Source organism: Streptomyces sp. NPDC037290, from assembly GCF_055603245.1.
In genome coordinates this window covers 937671-953845 of record NZ_JBVJVZ010000001.1, presented here as the reverse complement: position 1 = coordinate 953845, position 16175 = coordinate 937671, and the positions used below count along the sequence as shown (strand labels likewise).

General features: G+C 72.5%; 18 protein-coding genes and 1 pseudogene. 5 read left to right on the top strand and 14 right to left on the bottom strand.

Annotated elements, in window-relative coordinates; all coding sequences use genetic code 11:
- Positions 1 to 93: 93 nt before the first annotated feature.
- From ACZ7HQ_RS04375 to hisD, 10 genes and pseudogenes are all read right to left on the bottom strand, one after another.
- Positions 94 to 930: pseudogene (locus ACZ7HQ_RS04375) on the bottom strand (MFS transporter); the annotation flags it as partial.
- Between the two features lie 16 nt (positions 931 to 946).
- Positions 947 to 1549 (bottom strand): ArsR/SmtB family transcription factor, encoded by a 603-nt coding sequence (locus ACZ7HQ_RS04370; protein WP_470984444.1) that lies wholly within the window; start codon positions 1547 to 1549, stop codon positions 947 to 949.
- Between the two features lie 113 nt (positions 1550 to 1662).
- Entirely contained in the window at positions 1663 to 2418 is a 756-nt protein-coding gene (gene hisF / locus ACZ7HQ_RS04365) for an imidazole glycerol phosphate synthase subunit HisF (RefSeq protein WP_470984442.1), read from the bottom strand.
- A gap of 24 nt (positions 2419 to 2442) precedes the next feature.
- The gene (locus ACZ7HQ_RS04360; protein ID WP_470984439.1) at positions 2443 to 2838 is read right to left on the bottom strand and encodes a RidA family protein; all 396 of its coding nucleotides are present in this window, start codon (positions 2836 to 2838) and stop codon (positions 2443 to 2445) included.
- The gene (gene priA / locus ACZ7HQ_RS04355) at positions 2835 to 3560 is read right to left on the bottom strand and encodes a bifunctional 1-(5-phosphoribosyl)-5-((5-phosphoribosylamino)methylideneamino)imidazole-4-carboxamide isomerase/phosphoribosylanthranilate isomerase PriA (protein WP_470984437.1); all 726 of its coding nucleotides are present in this window, start codon (positions 3558 to 3560) and stop codon (positions 2835 to 2837) included. Before priA ends, ACZ7HQ_RS04360 begins: the two co-directional genes overlap by 4 nt.
- A 3-nt stretch (positions 3561 to 3563) precedes the next feature.
- Entirely contained in the window at positions 3564 to 4208 is a 645-nt protein-coding gene (gene hisH / locus ACZ7HQ_RS04350; RefSeq protein WP_470984434.1) for an imidazole glycerol phosphate synthase subunit HisH, read from the bottom strand.
- Positions 4199 to 4363, bottom strand: coding sequence for a hypothetical protein (locus ACZ7HQ_RS04345; protein WP_470984431.1), 165 nt, complete (start codon positions 4361 to 4363; stop codon positions 4199 to 4201). The genes hisH and ACZ7HQ_RS04345 overlap by 10 nt, the downstream gene beginning before the upstream one ends.
- A 4-nt stretch (positions 4364 to 4367) precedes the next feature.
- Complete coding sequence (gene hisB / locus ACZ7HQ_RS04340; RefSeq protein WP_031166423.1) at positions 4368 to 4961, bottom strand: imidazoleglycerol-phosphate dehydratase HisB; 594 nt, start codon at positions 4959 to 4961, stop codon at positions 4368 to 4370.
- A complete protein-coding gene (locus ACZ7HQ_RS04335; RefSeq protein WP_470984428.1) occupies positions 4958 to 6070 on the bottom strand; it encodes a histidinol-phosphate transaminase in 1113 nt (370 codons plus the stop codon). The genes hisB and ACZ7HQ_RS04335 overlap by 4 nt, the downstream gene beginning before the upstream one ends.
- Positions 6067 to 7392: a histidinol dehydrogenase gene (gene hisD / locus ACZ7HQ_RS04330; protein ID WP_470984426.1), complete on the bottom strand. Its 1326-nt coding sequence runs from the start codon at positions 7390 to 7392 to the stop codon at positions 6067 to 6069. The genes ACZ7HQ_RS04335 and hisD overlap by 4 nt, the downstream gene beginning before the upstream one ends.
- A gap of 164 nt (positions 7393 to 7556) precedes the next feature.
- Between hisD and ACZ7HQ_RS04325 the strand changes: the two genes are divergently transcribed.
- The 4 genes from ACZ7HQ_RS04325 to ybaK all read left to right on the top strand — a co-directional run bounded on the left by ACZ7HQ_RS04325 (position 7557) and on the right by ybaK (position 11625).
- On the top strand, positions 7557 to 9134 hold the full coding sequence (locus ACZ7HQ_RS04325; RefSeq protein ID WP_470984423.1) for an oxidoreductase: 1578 nt from the start codon (positions 7557 to 7559) through the stop codon (positions 9132 to 9134).
- 135 nt (positions 9135 to 9269) lie between these two features.
- Positions 9270 to 10355 carry a hypothetical protein gene (locus tag ACZ7HQ_RS04320; protein WP_470984420.1) on the top strand — a complete coding sequence of 362 codons (1086 nt, stop codon included), beginning with the start codon at positions 9270 to 9272 and terminating at the stop codon, positions 10353 to 10355.
- Between the two features lie 11 nt (positions 10356 to 10366).
- Entirely contained in the window at positions 10367 to 11107 is a 741-nt protein-coding gene (locus ACZ7HQ_RS04315) for an LON peptidase substrate-binding domain-containing protein (protein WP_470984418.1), read from the top strand.
- A 14-nt stretch (positions 11108 to 11121) separates the two neighbouring features.
- Positions 11122 to 11625, top strand: a complete 504-nt coding sequence (gene ybaK, locus ACZ7HQ_RS04310; RefSeq protein ID WP_470984416.1) for a Cys-tRNA(Pro) deacylase — start codon at positions 11122 to 11124, stop codon at positions 11623 to 11625.
- Between the two features lie 188 nt (positions 11626 to 11813).
- Here ybaK and ACZ7HQ_RS04305 read toward each other — a convergent pair whose 3' ends face one another.
- The 4 genes from ACZ7HQ_RS04305 to ACZ7HQ_RS04290 form a co-directional block, all read right to left on the bottom strand.
- Positions 11814 to 12449 (bottom strand): AAA family ATPase, encoded by a 636-nt coding sequence (locus ACZ7HQ_RS04305; RefSeq protein WP_470984413.1) that lies wholly within the window; start codon positions 12447 to 12449, stop codon positions 11814 to 11816.
- Positions 12450 to 12483: 34 nt separating this feature from the next.
- Positions 12484 to 13305, bottom strand: coding sequence for an ABC transporter permease (locus ACZ7HQ_RS04300; RefSeq protein WP_470984411.1), 822 nt, complete (start codon positions 13303 to 13305; stop codon positions 12484 to 12486).
- Between the two features lie 85 nt (positions 13306 to 13390).
- Positions 13391 to 14404 carry an ABC transporter ATP-binding protein gene (locus ACZ7HQ_RS04295; protein WP_470984409.1) on the bottom strand — a complete coding sequence of 338 codons (1014 nt, stop codon included), beginning with the start codon at positions 14402 to 14404 and terminating at the stop codon, positions 13391 to 13393.
- Between the two features lie 77 nt (positions 14405 to 14481).
- Entirely contained in the window at positions 14482 to 15702 is a 1221-nt protein-coding gene (locus tag ACZ7HQ_RS04290) for an NYN domain-containing protein (RefSeq protein ID WP_470984406.1), read from the bottom strand.
- Between the two features lie 225 nt (positions 15703 to 15927).
- Here ACZ7HQ_RS04290 and ACZ7HQ_RS04285 point away from each other — a divergent pair, with 225 nt between their 5' ends.
- Positions 15928 to 16104: a hypothetical protein gene (locus ACZ7HQ_RS04285; RefSeq protein ID WP_470984404.1), complete on the top strand. Its 177-nt coding sequence runs from the start codon at positions 15928 to 15930 to the stop codon at positions 16102 to 16104.
- Positions 16105 to 16175 lie beyond the last annotated feature (71 nt).

Sequence of the window (16175 nt, the reverse complement as noted above, 5' to 3'; positions counted from 1 at the left end):
CGTTTTCCCCCCTCCCCCGACTCCCCTGTTTGAGGGGGCCGGCGCCCACGGGGGGGTCCACCTCCCGCGCTAGGGGCCCACCCGGCACCCCACCCCCCCCCCCCCCCCGAAGCCGGCCAGCATCCAGCCCTGCCCGGCGGAACCCCAGCCCCGCGCCTGCGCGAGGAGGGTCAGGCCGAGGTTCATCGGGCCCACGAAGCCGAGGTCGCTCAGGGCCGCGGCGAGCACCAGCGGGCGCAGGACGGCGTCCTCGCGGATGCGGCGCAGCCCGTCCCGCAGCTCGGCGAGGACGGCACGCCGGGTCTGCCGCTCGTCCGGAGGCAGCGGTCCGACCCGGACCCCCGACAACAAGGGCAGGGACATGCCAACCAGGAGCGCGGCGAGCCCGAACGCGCCGGCGGTGCCGCCCAGGGCGATGCCGAGGCCGCCGAACGGACCGCCGAGGACGTTGGCGAGCCGGGTGGCCAGACCCCGCATGCCCTGCACCCGCGCGAGCTGGCCGGGCCCGGTGAGCCGGGCCGGCAGCGCACCGGCGGCGGGCAGGAACACGGCGTCCACCACACCGAAGAGGACCGCGACCGCGCCCAGGGCCCACAGGCCGGGAGCGGTGGCGTAGAGCAGGACGGCGGCGGTGACGATCAGTGCACTGCGGACAGCGGTACTGCCGAGGATCACGCGGCGCGGGCCGTAGCGGTCGGCGACCACTCCCCCGCCCAGCATCAGCAGGGCCCTCGGCAGCGCGCTCGCCGCCGTGACCAGACCGGCCTGAGCGGGAGTGCCGGACTGGACGGCGGCCCAGGACAGGGCGACGTAGTAGACGTTGTCGCCGATCGCCGAGGAGAGGTACGCGCCGAGCCAGCGCAGGACGTTGGGGTCGCGGTGGGCCGGCCTGTCGTCCAGGCCGGGCGGGGACGTGAGCGTGCCGGTCACGGTGCGGACCGTCCTCTCAGAGGCGGAAGGGGAAGCCGTACGTGTGCACCGCGACGTTCTCGCGGCCCTCGGTGTCGCCGGCGGCGACGGCGGCCCGGCCCCGCTCCTCGTACGTGCGCACCAGGTCGTTCATCCGCTGCCGCAGCTCGGCCAGTTCGTCCGCCGTGAGCTTCAGCAGCCACTCCGAGGAGTCGGACGCCGCCGTCCACGCCTCGCTCCAGTGGGCCCGCTCGTCCAGGTGGCGCCGGTACATGTCGGCGCGCTGCTCGAAGAAGAGGCGGCTGGCCGCGGTGTGTGCGGCGGCCTTCTCGGGGGCGTCGCGGAAGTCCTCGTCATGGATGGAGACCCCTTCGGACGCGGGCTGCCACCAGCGCTCCCGGCCGTCCGCGCTCCGCGCCTTAGCCTCCTCGATCAGCCCGTGCCCGGCCAGCTTGCGCAGGTGGTAGCTGACCAGCGAGACGGCCTCGTCGACCTGCTCGGCGAGCTGGGACGCGGTCGCCGTCCGCGCGATGATCAGGAGCCGGTACAGCTGCGCCCGCAGTGGATGCGCGAGCGCCTTGAGCGTGCCCACGTCCTTGATCCGGCGGTCCCTCTCACGTCCTGCCTCGGGTTCTGCCATGCCGCCACGCTAGGTAGGAAGGGAAAGTTGCGCAATCTGTTTTGCGCAACTTTCCTTTCCTATTCGCGATCAAGGGGGCCCCGGCCACCCAGGGGCGGCCGGGGCCCTCGCGGCTACCTGACGGGGTGCCCCGCCTCCCGCAGCGTCTGCTTCACCTCGCCGATCCGCAGATCCCCGAAGTGGAAGACCGAGGCGGCGAGCACGGCGTCGGCGCCCGCCTCGATGGCCGGCGGGAAGTCCGCCAACTTGCCGGCGCCACCGGAGGCGATCACGGGGACCGTCACGTGCTTGCGGACCGCCGCGATCATCTCCAGGTCGTAGCCGTCCTTGGTGCCGTCCGCGTCCATGGAGTTGAGGAGGATCTCGCCGGCGCCCAGCTCGGCCGCCCGGTGCGCCCACTCGACGGCGTCGATGCCGGTGCCCTTGCGGCCGCCGTGGGTCGTCACCTCGAAGGAACCCGACTCGGTGCGGCGCGCGTCCACCGACAGCACCAGCACCTGCCGGCCGAAGCGTTCGGCGATCTCACGGATCAGGTCGGGGCGGGCGATCGCGGCGGTGTTCACGCCCACCTTGTCGGCGCCCGCCCGCAGCAGCCTGTCCACGTCCTCGGCCGTGCGGACACCGCCGCCGACCGTCAGCGGGATGAACACCTGCTCCGCGGTGCGGCGCACCACGTCGTACGTCGTCTCCCGGTTGCCGGAGGACGCGGTGATGTCCAGGAACGTCAGCTCGTCGGCGCCCTCGGCGTCGTACACCTTGGCCATCTCGACGGGGTCACCCGCGTCGCGCAGGTTCTGGAAGTTGACGCCCTTGACGACCCGGCCGTTGTCCACGTCCAGGCAGGGGATGACTCGGACCGCCAGGGTCATGAGGTCACGGCTCCTTAGAAGGCCCTACTGGCCTCTGAATGCTTCTAGTTCCACTTCGACCAGGATGCGCGGGTCGACGAAGCCCTCCACGACCAGCAGGGTCGAGACCGGGCGTACGGAGTCGAAGATCTCCTTGTGCGCCCGGCCGACGGCGTCCACGTCCCGCACATGGGTCAGGTACATCCGCGTCCGGATCACGGACCCGATACCGAGCCCGAACTCACCGATCGCCTCGAGGGCGCTGGTGAAGGCCACCTTGGCCTGTTCGTACGGATCGCCCTCGCCGTAGAGCACATCGCCCCGGAAGGACGTCGTGCCGGCCACCAGCACCCGGTCGCCCGCCGCGACGGCACGTGCGAAACCGAAACTCTCTTCCCAGGGACTTCCGCTCTGCACGCGCCGCACGGCTTCGGACGTCATGACGACACAGCCTCCAAGGCCTCTTCCAGGGTGAACGCCTTCGCGTACAGGGCCTTCCCGACGATGGAGCCCTCGACACCGAGGGGTACCAGCTCGGCGATGGCGCGCAGGTCGTCCAGGGACGACACGCCGCCGGAGGCCACCACCGGGCGGTCCGTCGCCGCGCACACGTTCTTCAGCAGCTCCAGGTTCGGGCCCTGCAGCGTGCCGTCCTTGGCGATGTCGGTGACGACGTAACGGGCGCAGCCCTCCTTGTTGAGGCGCTCCAGCGTCTCGTAGAGGTCGCCGCCGTCACGGGTCCAGCCACGGCCGCGCAGGGTGGTGCCGCGCACGTCAAGACCGACGGCGATCTTGTCGCCGTGCTCGGCGATGACCTTGGCGACCCACTCGGGGGTCTCCAGGGCGGCGGTGCCCAGGTTCACGCGCGTGCAGCCGGTGGCGAGGGCCGCGGCGAGGGAGGCGTCGTCTCGGATGCCGCCGGACAGCTCCACCTTGATGTCCATCGCCCCCGCGACCTCGGCGATCAGGTCGCGGTTGTCGCCCGTGCCGAAAGCCGCGTCCAGGTCGACCAGGTGCAGCCACTCGGCGCCGGACCGCTGCCAGGCGAGGGCGGCCTCCAGCGGGGAGCCGTAGGACGTCTCGGTCCCGGACTCGCCGTGCACGAGGCGGACGGCCTGGCCGTCGCGGACGTCGACGGCGGGGAGGAGTTCGAGCTTGGCCATGGTCTACAGGGTTCCGATCCAGTTGGTGAGGAGCTGGGCGCCGGCGTCGCCGGACTTCTCGGGGTGGAACTGCGTGGCCCACAGGGCGCCGTTCTCCACGGCGGCCACGAACGGCTTGCCGTGCGTCGACCAGGTGACCCTGGGGGCCGCGATCACCGGGTTGTGCGACTCCAGCTGCCAGTCGTGGACGGCGTAGGAGTGCACGAAGTAGAAGCGCGCGTCGGCGTCCAGGCCGGCGAACAGCTCCGAGTCGGCCGGGGCGTCGACGGTGTTCCAGCCCATGTGGGGGACGACCTCGGCCTGGAGCGGCTCGACGGTGCCCGGCCACTCGTCCAGGCCCTCGGCCTGGACGCCGTGCTCGATGCCGCGCGCGAACAGGATCTGCATACCGACACAGATGCCCATCACGGGCCGGCCTCCGGACAGCCGCCGGTCGACCACCCAGTCGCCGCGCGCCCCGCGCAGGCCCTGCATGCAGGCGGCGAACGCGCCGACGCCCGGCACCAGCAGCCCGTCGGCGTTCATGGCCTTGTCGAAGTCACGCGTTATCTCGACATCGGCGCCCACGCGCGCGAGGGCGCGTTCGGCGGAGCGGACGTTGCCGAAGCCGTAGTCGAAGACCACGACCTTCTTGGTGCTCAATTCCACACCTCCAGCCGCATGACGCCCGCGACGAGGCACAGGCCCGCGCCGATGGAGAGCAGCACGATCAGGCTCGCGGGCATCTTCTGCTTGACGAAGGAGACGATGCCGCCGACCAGGAAGAGGCCGACGACGATCAGCAGGGTGGAGAGGCCGTTCATGGCTTTACAGCGCGCCCTTCGTGGAGGGGAGGATGCCGGCCGCGCGCGGGTCACGCTCGGAGGCGTAACGCAGAGCCCGGGCAAGGGCCTTGAACTGGCACTCCACGATGTGGTGCGCGTTGCGCCCGTAGGGCACGTGCACGTGCAGCGCGATCTGCGCCTGGGCCACGAAGGACTCCAGGATGTGCCGGGTCATCGTGGTGTCGTACTCGCCGATCATCGGCGCCATGTTCTCGGGCTCGGTGTGCACGAGGTACGGGCGGCCGGACAGGTCCACGGTGACCTGGGCGAGGGACTCGTCCAGGGGGACCGTGCAGTTTCCGAACCGGTAGATCCCCACCTTGTCGCCGAGCGCCTGCTTGAAGGCGGCGCCGAGCGCGAGGGCGGTGTCCTCGATGGTGTGGTGCGAGTCGATGTGCAGGTCGCCGTCGGTCTTCACGGTCAGGTCGAACAGACCGTGCCGGCCGAGCTGGTCGAGCATGTGGTCGTAGAAGCCGACGCCCGTGGCGATGTCGGTCCGGCCGGTGCCGTCGAGGTCTATCTCGACGAGGACCGAGGTTTCCTTGGTGGTGCGCTCCACGCGTCCAACGCGGTTCATGCCTCAAGCTCCTTCTTCAAGTCCCGTACCGCGTCGAGGAACGCGTCGTTCTCTTCGGGGGTCCCCGCGGACACCCGCAGCCACCCCGGTACGCCGTTGTCCCGCACCAGGACGCCCCGGTCGAGGATCTTCTGCCAGACCTCGTGGGCGCTGGCGAACCGGCCGAACTGCACGAAGTTCGCGTCGGACTCGGTGACCTCGTAACCGATCGCGCGCAGCTCGGCGACCAGCCGGTCCCGCTCCGACTTCAGCTGCTCGACATAGCCCAGCAGCGTGTCGGTGTGCTCCAGCGCGGCCAGGGCGGTCGCCTGGGTGATGGCCGACAGGTGGTAGGGCAGCCGTACGAGCTGGACGGCGTCCACGACCGCGGGGTCGGCGGCGAGGTAGCCGAGGCGGAGGCCCGCCGCGCCGAACGCCTTCGACATGGTCCGGGAGACGACCAGGTGCGGGCGGCCCTGGAGCAGCGGCAGCAGCGACTGACCGTGGCTGAACTCGACGTAGGCCTCGTCCAGGATCACCATCGACGGCTTGGCCGCCTGGGCCGCCTCGTACAGCGCGAGGACCGTCTCCGGCGCCACCGCGTTGCCGGTGGGGTTGTTGGGGGTGGTGATGAAGACGACGTCCGGTTTGTGCTCGGCGATCGCCCGCTCGGCGGCGGCGAGGTCGATCGTGAAGTCCTCGCCCCGCGGACCCGGGATCCAGCCCGTGCCCGTGCCGCGTGCGATGAGCGCGTGCATCGAGTACGACGGCTCGAAGCCGATCGCCGTACGGCCCGGTCCGCCGAAGGTCTGCAGCAACTGCTGGATGACCTCGTTGGAGCCGTTGGCGGCCCACACGTTCTCGATGCCGAGGGGGTACTTCCCGGTCTTCGTCAGGTACTTGGCCAGCTCGGTGCGCAGCTGGACCGCGTCCCGGTCGGGATAGCGGTTCAGGTCACGGGCGGCCTCCCGCACCCGCTCCGCGATCCGCTCGACCAGCGGCTCGGGCAGCGGGTAGGGGTTCTCGTTGGTGTTCAGCCGTACGGGGACGTCCAACTGGGGCGCGCCGTAGGGGGACTTGCCGCGCAGTTCGTCCCGTACGGGAAGATCGTCGATCCTCACGTCGCTCACTTGCTCTCGGGTACCTTCCAGCCGAACCGCGCCTTGACCGCCGCGCCGTGCGCCGGCAGGTCCTCCGCCTCCGCCAGCGTCACCACGTGATGCGCGACCTCGGCCAGCGCGTCCTTCGTGTAGTCGACGATGTGGATACCGCGCAGGAAGGACTGCACGGACAGGCCCGAGGAGTGGCAGGCGCAGCCGCCGGTGGGCAGGACGTGGTTGGACCCGGCCGCGTAGTCGCCGAGCGAGACGGGGGCCCAGGGGCCGATGAAGATCGCGCCCGCGTTGCGCACCCGGTCGGCGACCCGGGCCGCCTGGGCGGTCTGGATCTCCAGGTGCTCGGCGCCGTACGCGTCGACGACCCTGAGGCCTTCCTCGACGCCGTCGACCAGCACGATCGCGGACTGCCGGCCCCTGAGGGCGGGCACGATCCGGTCCTCGACGTGCTTGGTGGCCGCGACCTGGGGCTCCAGCTCCTTCTCCACCGCTTCCGCCAGCTCGACGGAGTCGGTGACCAGCACGGCCGCCGCGAGCGGGTCGTGCTCGGCCTGGCTGATCAGGTCCGCGGCCACGTGCACCGGGTCGGCGGTGTCGTCCGCGAGGATCGCGATCTCCGTGGGGCCGGCCTCCGCGTCGATGCCGATCCTGCCGGTGAAGAAGCGCTTGGCGGCGGCGACCCAGATGTTGCCGGGGCCGGTGACCATGCTGGCCGGCGGGCAGGACTCGGTGCCGTAGGCGAACATCGCGACGGCGGTGGCGCCGCCGGCCGCGTAGACCTCGTCCACGCCGAGCAGTGCGCACGCGGCGAGGATCGTGGGGTGCGGCAGCCCGCCGAACTCCGCCTGGGGCGGGGAGGCGAGCGCGATCGAGGGGACGCCGGCCTCCTGCGCCGGGACGGCGTTCATGATCACGGAGGACGGGTACACGCTGCGGCCGCCCGGTGCGTACAGCCCCACGCGGTCGACCGGCACCCATTTCTCGGTGACGGAGCCGCCGGGCACGACCTGCGTGGTGTGCGTGCTGCGGCGCTGCTCGCGGTGGACCAGACGGGCGCGGCGGATGGACTCCTCCAGCGCGGCGCGCACGGCCGGGTCGAGGCCTTCCAGCGCGTCGGAGAGGGCCTGGGCCGGGACACGGACGGATTCCAGCCGTACTCCGTCGAACTTCTCGGCGAAGTCGATCAGCGCCGCGTCGCCCCGATGATGCACGGCCTCGCAGATCGGGCGCACCTTCTCCAGGGCGGCCGAGACGTCGAAGTCGGCTCGGGGCAGCAGGTCGCGCAGGGCGGGGCCCTCGGGAAGGGCGTCGCCGCGCAGATCGATTCGGGAAATCACAGTCCCAATTCTCTCAGACCGACGTCGCGAGCCGTTGGCGCGTATCAATGGCTGATACAGAACGTGGCCGAACTCGGAAGATCACCTTCACCTCTAGTGTTCCGGGCGTCACCCAGCGGGCATGAACGGCTGTACGAAAGCACTGGGACCGGGAGAGGAGAAAGGTGACCGAGGGGGCGGGCATCGTCGCCGGGGAGCTGCCGGACGAGCTGACCGCGGCCGAGGCGGGCATGTGGCAGGCCTTCCGCAACGGCACCGTGTACGACCTGAGCAGCGGGGATACCGTCGTGGACGACCCGCACGGCGGGCACCCCTGGGGCCCGGAGCGCTCGGTGCGGGCGCGGATCGTGGCCTGGCTGCTGCTGGACGGGCCGCCCGCGCTGGCGGGCCGGGTGTCCTCGCTGAAGCTGACCGGCGTACGGATCACCGGCACCCTGGACCTCTCGGGCGGCACCGTGCAGCCCTACCTCGAGCTGCGCGGCTGCCGCTTCGACCAGGAGGTCCTGCTGCCCGAGGCACGGTTCACGACCGTACGCCTGGTGGACTGCGCGGTGCCCCGGCTGGAGGCCGCCCGGCTGCACACCGAGGGCGATCTGCATCTGCCGCGCTGCCGCTTCCAGCACGGCGTCCGGCTGACGGACGCGCACATCGGCACCGACCTGCTGCTCAACCAGTCGGTGGTGCACCGTGACCGCAGCGGGCGGTCGATCGCGGCGGACGGTCTGACCGTCGGCCAGGACCTGCAGGCGGAGCTGCTGGAGTCGCACGGCGAGCTGAGCCTGCGCGCCGCGCAGGTCGGCGTCTCGCTCAGCCTGCGCGGCGCGCGCCTCGACAACCCGTACTCCCGCTACGCGCTCAACGCCCCCCAGCTGACCGTCGAGCGCACCCTGTACCTGACCCCGGCCGGTGTGGGCAGCCCCCTGCTGAGCGGCACGACACCCGCACGAGGGACACGGATTCAGCCGTTCGAGTGCCGGGGCGGGCTGCGACTGGACGACGGGCGGTTCGGGGACGCCGTCGACCTGGAGCGGGCCCGGTTCGTCCTCACCGACGACCAGGTGCTGTCGATGCGCCGGATGCAGACGCCGGAACTGCGCTTCCTCGGGGACGCGCCGCAGCGCGGTCAGGTGCTGCTGTCCGGCGCGCGGATCGTCAACCTGGTGGACCGGGCGGCGAGCTGGCCGGGCCCCGGCAGTCTGCACATGGGCGGTTTCGTGTACGAGAACCTGGTCCCGCGCGGCCCGTTCCCGCTGACCGGCCGGCTGAACTGGATCGCGGCGGCCACCGCCGAGTACGCCCCGGAGCCGTACGAGCGCCTGGCGGCCGTGCTGCGGGCGGCCGGGGAGGACGAGGACGCCCGGGAGGTGCTGCTCGCCAAGCAGCGCCGGCGCCGCGAGACGCTGCCGCCGGCCGCTAAGGTCTGGGGGTTCGTGCAGGACTGGACCGTGGCCTACGGCTACCGGCCGGGGCGGGCCGCCGTGTGGATGGCGGTGCTGTGGGCGGCGGGCACGCTGGCGTTCGCGCACGCGGACCACCCGCCGATGAACCACGACGGCCACCCGTACTGGAGCCCGGCCCTGTTCACACTGGACCTGCTGCTGCCGGTGATCGACCTCGGCCAGGGCGGCCAGTGGCAGCTGCGCGGCGGCTGGCAGTGGCTGGCGGCCGCGATGATCCTGCTCGGCTGGATCCTGGCGACGACGGTGGCGGCGGGGGCGACCCGGCTGCTGCGGCGTGGCTGAGGGGACAAGGGTGACGGTTGCGCCCGGACGACTCAAAAGTTGACCTATCACCTTTACCGGTCCTTGACCGTCGGCCATACAACTTTCCATGACTTGCCCGAAGCCTCTGGCGCGCGGCCGACCTGCGGACTTTCAATGGTCGGCACCATGGCTCTGCTGCCCTCGTTCATCCGCCCCACCCGGATGACCAAACGCTCCGCACGCCCGGCCGGGCGTCCTCCGGCCGGGGACGAGGCCGTGCTCGACGCGCCCGACGACCGGCTCTCGCCCGCGCTGGTCGCGGCCGGCCGGGGCGAGTACAACGCCGCGGCCCGCCTGCTGGCCGACACCCGCGCCGCAGCCTTCTGGGAGAACCACGACCGGTACGTACGGCACCTGGCCGCCTTCGCCCGCTCGCGCTCCGAGTGGTTCGACGCCTGGCGCACGGCCGCCCCGGACGACCCCGGCGTCCTGCTGGTCCAGGCACAGCTGGCGGTGGACCGGGTCTGGGCCTCACCGGCCCGCGCCGAGCTGCTGCGCGAGGTGAGCCCGCTGATCACCGCCGCCGCTCGCGCCGACGACCGTGACCCGGTGCCCTGGCGGATCGCCCTCGACCACGCGCGTGGCTCACGGGCCGGCCACCGGTACTTCGAGGAGCTGTGGGAGGCGGCCGTCCGGCGCGCCCCGCACCACTACGGCTGCCATGTGGCCGCGCTGCGCTACCTGGCCGCCTCCTGCTGCGTCCTGTGGGGGGACACCCCGCACACCGCCCGCGCCTCGCACCACGAGTGCTTCGACTTCGCCGAACAGGCCGCACAGGACGCCCCGGCCGACGCGCTCGTCCAGGCCCTGCCGGCCCGGGCCGCCTTCAGCTATCTGACCGACGGCTGTGGTCCCGAGGTCCCGCGCCCCCGGCTGGAGGCCGCGGCCGACCGGGCGCTCGACCTCTCCGCCCGCTTCCCGTCGGCCGACCCGTGGCCCGCTCAGATCCGCAACAAGCTCCTGTACGTCCTGATGCGCCTGGACCGCTGGGAGGACGCCCGCGCCCAGCTGCGTCTGATCGGCCCGTACGCCACGTCCTTCCCCTGGGAGCGGTTCTCCGAGGACCCGCTCGGCCACTTCCTGCGGCTGCGCGAGCACCTGCTGACGCCGGGTCCCCGGACCGTCCCCGCGGGGCTGATGACCTGGGCCGGGGCCCCGCTCGGCGAGCACGGCGGACACGCCCGCGCCGGTGACCACTAGGCTGGGGCGCCGTGACCACCGCCCGTCTCCCGCTCTTCCCGCTGAACACCGTGCTGTTCCCGGGACTCGTGCTGCCGCTGAACATCTTCGAGGAGCGCTATCGCGCGTTGATGCGCGAGCTGCTCAAGACACCGGACGACGAGCCGCGCCGGTTCGCCGTCGTGGCCATCCGCGACGGCTACGAGGTGGCGCCGAGCTCCCCCGGCATGCCGGACCCCACGGCGCAGCCCGAACGCGGGCCGGCCGCGGGCTTCGGCCCGGACCCGCTCAAGGCCTTCCACGGCGTGGGCTGTGTGGCGGACGCGGCGACGATCAGGGAGCGGCCCGACGGCACCTACGAAGTGCTGGCGACGGGTACCACCCGGGTGCGGCTCCTCTCCGTCGACGCGTCGGGCCCGTTCCTGACGGCGGAGCTGGAGGAGCTGCCGGAGGAGCCGGGCGACGAGGCGGGGGCGCTGGCCGAGGGGGTGCTGCGCTCCTTCCGCCAGTACCAGAAGCGGCTGGCGGGCGCGCGTGAGCGCTCGCTGTCCACGGGCGCGGACCTGCCCGACGACCCGTCGGTGGTGTCCTACCTGGTGGCGGCGGCGATGGTGCACGACACCCCGACGAAACAGCGGCTGCTGCAAGCCCCCGACACCGCGTCCCGCCTCCGTGACGAGCTGAAACTTCTTCGCTCCGAGACGTCCATCATCCGTAGTCTGCCGTCGCTGCCCGCGTTCGAGCTGACGCGGGCGCCGACGAGCCTGAACTGACTGGCGGAAGACGGATGGCGAAGAAGTCGAAGAAACAGCAGCAGTCCGGGGGCACCCCCGCGACGGTCGCCCTGACATCGGCCGGCACGGACTTCACGGTCCACGCCTACGACCACGACCCCTCCCACCCCTCCTACGGCGAGGAGGCTGCCGAGGCCATGGGCGTCTCCCCCGACCGCGTCTTCAAGACCCTGGTGGCGGACGTCGACGGAGCCCTCACGGTGGCGGTCGTCCCGGTGTCCGGCTCCCTCGACCTGAAGGCCCTGGCGGCGGCGGTCGGCGGCAAGCGGGCGACGATGGCCGACCCCACCCTGGCGGAGCGGACCACGGGGTACGTACGGGGCGGCATCTCGCCGCTCGGCCAGCGCAGGAAGCTCCCGACGGTCCTGGACGACTCGGCGGCGGCGCACGAGACGATCTGCGTGTCGGCGGGACGGCGGGGCCTCGAGGTGGAACTGTCCCCGGGGGACCTGGCGACGCTGACGAGCGCGGTACTCGCCCCCATCGGCCGAGGCTAGCCGCACCGCGTGCCGATACGGCCGGCCGAGCGGGGGACTGCCTGCGACCGGCCGAGCGGGCGGGACTGCCTACGGCCGGCCGAGCGGGTGAGACTCACGGGCCCGGGCGCTTGACGGCGGGGCCGGTGTGTGCGGCGTGGGGCGCGGCCTGGCCGGTGCCGTTTCGGCCGGCCGAGGCGGGTGCGTCGCTACGGCTGCTGCGGGTAGGGCGTCTCAGGGTCCCGGGGCCCGAACAACGCCGTGAGCCCGAGGTGCACCAGCATCGCCCCCAACGGCCAGGCCAGCAACGCCCCCTTCGCCCCCAGCTTCAACGGCGCGGAGAAGGTGACCCCCTTCCCCACCTCCTTCGCATGCGCGAGCACGTCGGACTCGGGCCCCAGCCACGCGCCCAGCCGCCACGCCAGCAACGACCCGAGCAGCGCCCCGACGCCCAGCGCGACCACGACCGGCACACCCCCGCGCCGCCGCAGCAGAAAGACGACCGCCGCGCTCACGACCCCGAAGCCCAGCCCCAGCAGGGTGAACGTGCCGTCCACCCCGACCGCCTGCTCGCCCTCGCTGTCCTTGAGGTAGACCACCCAGCCGTTCCCGACCCGGTCGCCGACCAGCGGCACATGCGGCGCCAGCCACCACCACAGCAGCCCCAGCAGCACCCCGCCCAAAGCCACGGCCACCGTGATCACGGCGGCGTCCCGCACTTCGGTCTTCATCCCGGGGCCGTCCTGTTCGTACCTGCCCTCACCCGGCGCCCCGGCAGGCGGCGGCGCCTGCCAGACCTGGTGCGGGGAGTTGTCGTGCGGTGGCGGAGTCAACGGTGCGGTCACCCTGCCATCGTGCCAGGTGGTGCTGTGCGCCGCGTCACCGGACGGCGGCCCTGCGGTACGCCCAGGTCGCGACGGCCAGCGAGACGACTCCGACACCCGCGCACACCCCCAGGTCGACAAGCACGACGGCCCAGTCCGGGTGTGCCCCGAAGGTCCGTGCGTACGCCTCCACGCCGTAGGTCGACGGCAGCAGATCGCGCGCCAGCCGTACGACCTCCGGCATCCGGTCGGCCGGCAGCACCCCGAGCAGCAGCGCCGCCGACATGCCCAGCTGTCCGAGCAGCGTGGCCAGCTCGGGCCGGGGCGCGAGCAGTCCGCAGGCGGCCCCGAGCCCGGACAGTGCGGCCCCGGCGAGCGGGATCACGGCCAGCAGGATCCACAGGTTGGACAGCGGCAGCCCGAACAGCACGCACCCGAAGACGGCCGTCACCAGGGTCCCGGGCACCGTGAACGACGCGTAGGCCGCCGCCGCGCCCAGCACCACAGCCGCCGGCGGCACGGGCAGCGTGGCGTAGTGATCGAGCCCCCCGCTCGCCCGCAACTGCCCGAAGTACTGCGACAGCAGGTTCAGCGCCACATACGCGACGACCAGCACCGACGACCCCGCCACCACGGACTGGGCCTCGCTCCCGCTGTCGACGACGCCCCGCATCATCACGGCGATGCCGACGGACTGGAAGGTGGCCACGAACAGCAGCGGGATCCGCGCCACCCGGGCCCGGGACAGCTGCGCCCGGTAGACGGCCGCCAGCGACGGCCACAGCCGCGCGGGCGGTCCGAGTTCGGCCGCGCCCGGCGCCGTCCTCGGCACGACCCGGCCGCCGCCCGGCAGAATCTCGGCGGGTACGACACTCACGACGAGCTGCTCCTCTTCCCTACGGCAGGCACGCAGACCCCCACGGTGGTCGCGCAGACCCATACGCATGGCACGGCCGCCGCGCTCATGCCTTCACCAGCCCCTGCCGCGCCGCGCCGCCCAACGCCAGGTAGACGTCCTCGAGGCTGGGCGTGGCGAGCGTGAAGTCGTCCAGGGCGGCGAAGGCGGCCCCGCCGGTGACGGTCGCGACGGCGGCACGGGCCTCCTCGGGCGCGAGCCGCAGCGTCCAGCGCCGTCCGGACTCCACCGCGCGCTCACGCAGCACGGCCACCTCGGGCACCTCCAGCGGCGCCCGCTCCCGCCACACCAGCTCGACCCGCACCTCTCCGGCGACCTGTTCCTTCAGCCCGGCCGGGGTGTCGCAGGCGATGACCCGGCCCTGGTCGAGCACGGCGACCCGGTCCAGCACGGTCTCGGCCTCGATGACGTTGTGGGTGACCAGCAGCACGCTCGTACCCCGCTCGGCCCGCCGCCGGTCCACGGCCGCCCAGACCGCGCGCCGGGCCACCGGGTCCATGCCGGTGGTGGGCTCGTCCAGCACGAGCAGCGGCCGCTCCCCGACGAGGGCGGCGGCGAAGCAGGCGAGCCTGCGCTGCCCGCCGGACAGTTTCCTCAGCGCCCGCCCGGCGATCGGCGTGAGCCCCAGTTCCTCCAGTACGGCATCCCGCTCGGCCCGTGCCCGCCGTACGTCCAGGCCGCGCAGGCGGCCGGTGGTCTCGGCGGCGAGGGAGACGGTCAGCTCGTCCAGCGCGGAGGACTCCTGGCCCAGGTAGGCGAGGATGCGTGCGGCCCGTTCGGGGTGCCGGACGATGTCGTGCCCGAGGATCTCGACGCTGCCGGTGTCGGGCCGGAGCAGTCCGGTGAGCTGCCGTACGAGCGTGGACTTGCCGGCGCCGTTCGGCCCGAGCAGCCCGAACACCTCGCCGCGCCGCACGTCCAGCTCGACCCCGTCGGTGGCCCGCACCTCGGGGGTCCCCGGCGCTCCGCGCCGTCCCTTCACGGCCGGATAGGTCTTCCCGAGCCCGCGCACGCGTACGACCTCGTCATGCCGAAGTGCCTGTGCCGCGCGCGTACTCACAAGGGACGAGAGTACGGGGTCGGGGGCCTTTACTCGTCTTTGGGGCCTCTTCTGTCCGTGACCGGTAAGAAACGGCCTCAGTCCCCGGTGCCCGCGTGTTCGGCGGCGGCCGGAACGTCGATCTCCCGCCAGAACCCCGCCCGAATGGCGTAGCGGTCGTGCTCGTCGATCTGGTCGTCCTTGTGGGCGAGCAGCCCGAACCGCGCGGCGTAGCGCAGCAGCTCCCCGTCGATGCGGTGCGGGACGCGCGGATACATCTGCGACAGCTTCTGCAGATGTGTCTGGTCACCGAGCCGGGACATCCAGCGGCGGGCGAAGACCTGTCCCACCTCGTACGGGTCGCCGCCGACGGTGGTGATGTCCTCCTCACGGTCGGCCCAGCGCTGCTCGGCCGTGGTGAGCTGGGCGAGTGTCGGCATGGAGGCGACGTCGGGTGGCTCGGCGACCACGCCCGGCCGGTCCACCCAGCCCTTGTCCGAGGACCAGCGCAGGGTCGCGGACGCGGGGTGCTGGACCGGCTGGGCGCCGGGGGCACGCAGCGCGGCCAGGTCCTTCGGCGTCGGTACGCCCTTGGAGGCGGCGGCCCGCTCCTGGGTGCCGTTGGCCGTCACGCCGACGGCCGACGAGGGCGCGTCCTGCTCGGCCGGCCGCTCGGCCGCCGCGGCGAGCGCGGACTCGGGCAGGGGTGCGGAGAGGATCGCGGCGATCTCGGGCCGGGGCGCGGGCGGCGAGGCGCAGACGCCGGTCAGCTCCTTGGCGCGGACGGCCTGGGTGATCCAGGCGCGGTCCAGCACACGCCGCTCGTCGGCCTCGGCGACCAGGTCCTCTGACTGGTTGTAGTCGCCGTCGGCTGCCTGGACGGCCCACAGGTGGACGGCGACGCCGTGTTCCTTGGCTGCCATCATGCCGGGCAGCAGATCGCCGTCGCCGGTGACGAGGACGACGTCGGAGCAGGCGCGGTTACGGGCCAGCTCGGTCAGCTCGGCGTGCATGGCGGCGTCCACGCCCTTCTGCGCCCAGCGCCCGTCGCTGCGGGTGAGGGCGCCGAGCCGGACGGTGACCCGGGGCATCACGCGCAGTCGGCGATGCTCCGGTTGGGGGACACGGTCGGGGGCGCCGTCGAACCAGTAGATGCGCAGCAGCGGCCGCTCGGTCTCCGACTCGGCGCGTTCACGCAGTGCCTGGATCAGCGCGGTGTGGTCGACGGTGATCCGGGACCGCGAGGGCTCACCGGCGAGGAGGCTGGCGGCGGCTCCCAGCAGGTACCCGGCGTCCACCAGGACGATGCAGCGGTCCACGCGACTCACCCTCTTCCCGGGAGGTTTTGCTTCGGACTTCCTTCGAGTCTGCCCGACGGCGCGGAGGTTAACGGCCCGAACTCGATCTTCGGCGTGGCGTTTGCGGATCCCGCCCATCCACCACCCCTGTCACACACGGTAATTATCCGACATGCGCCTGATGTCGGCATATGTGAATCTGATCCCGGCCCTGGCCCCTAGATCCCCCACAGGAGGCAGATCACCATGGCCAAGAACAAGAACCGCAAGCAGGGTGGCCCGCAGAACCGCGCCCCGCAGACCGAGCAGGCTCACGAGCACGCACAGCGGTCGCAGGAGAGCCACGAGTCTCCGGTGACGCACATCCAGGGCAGCCCCGCGGAGGTTGCCCGCAAGAAGCAGAAGAGCTTCGGCCACAACTAAAGGGCAGTTGAAGCCCAGGCACAGCGAAGGGGCGCACCCGACGGGGGTGCGCCCCTTCGCACGTCATCAGC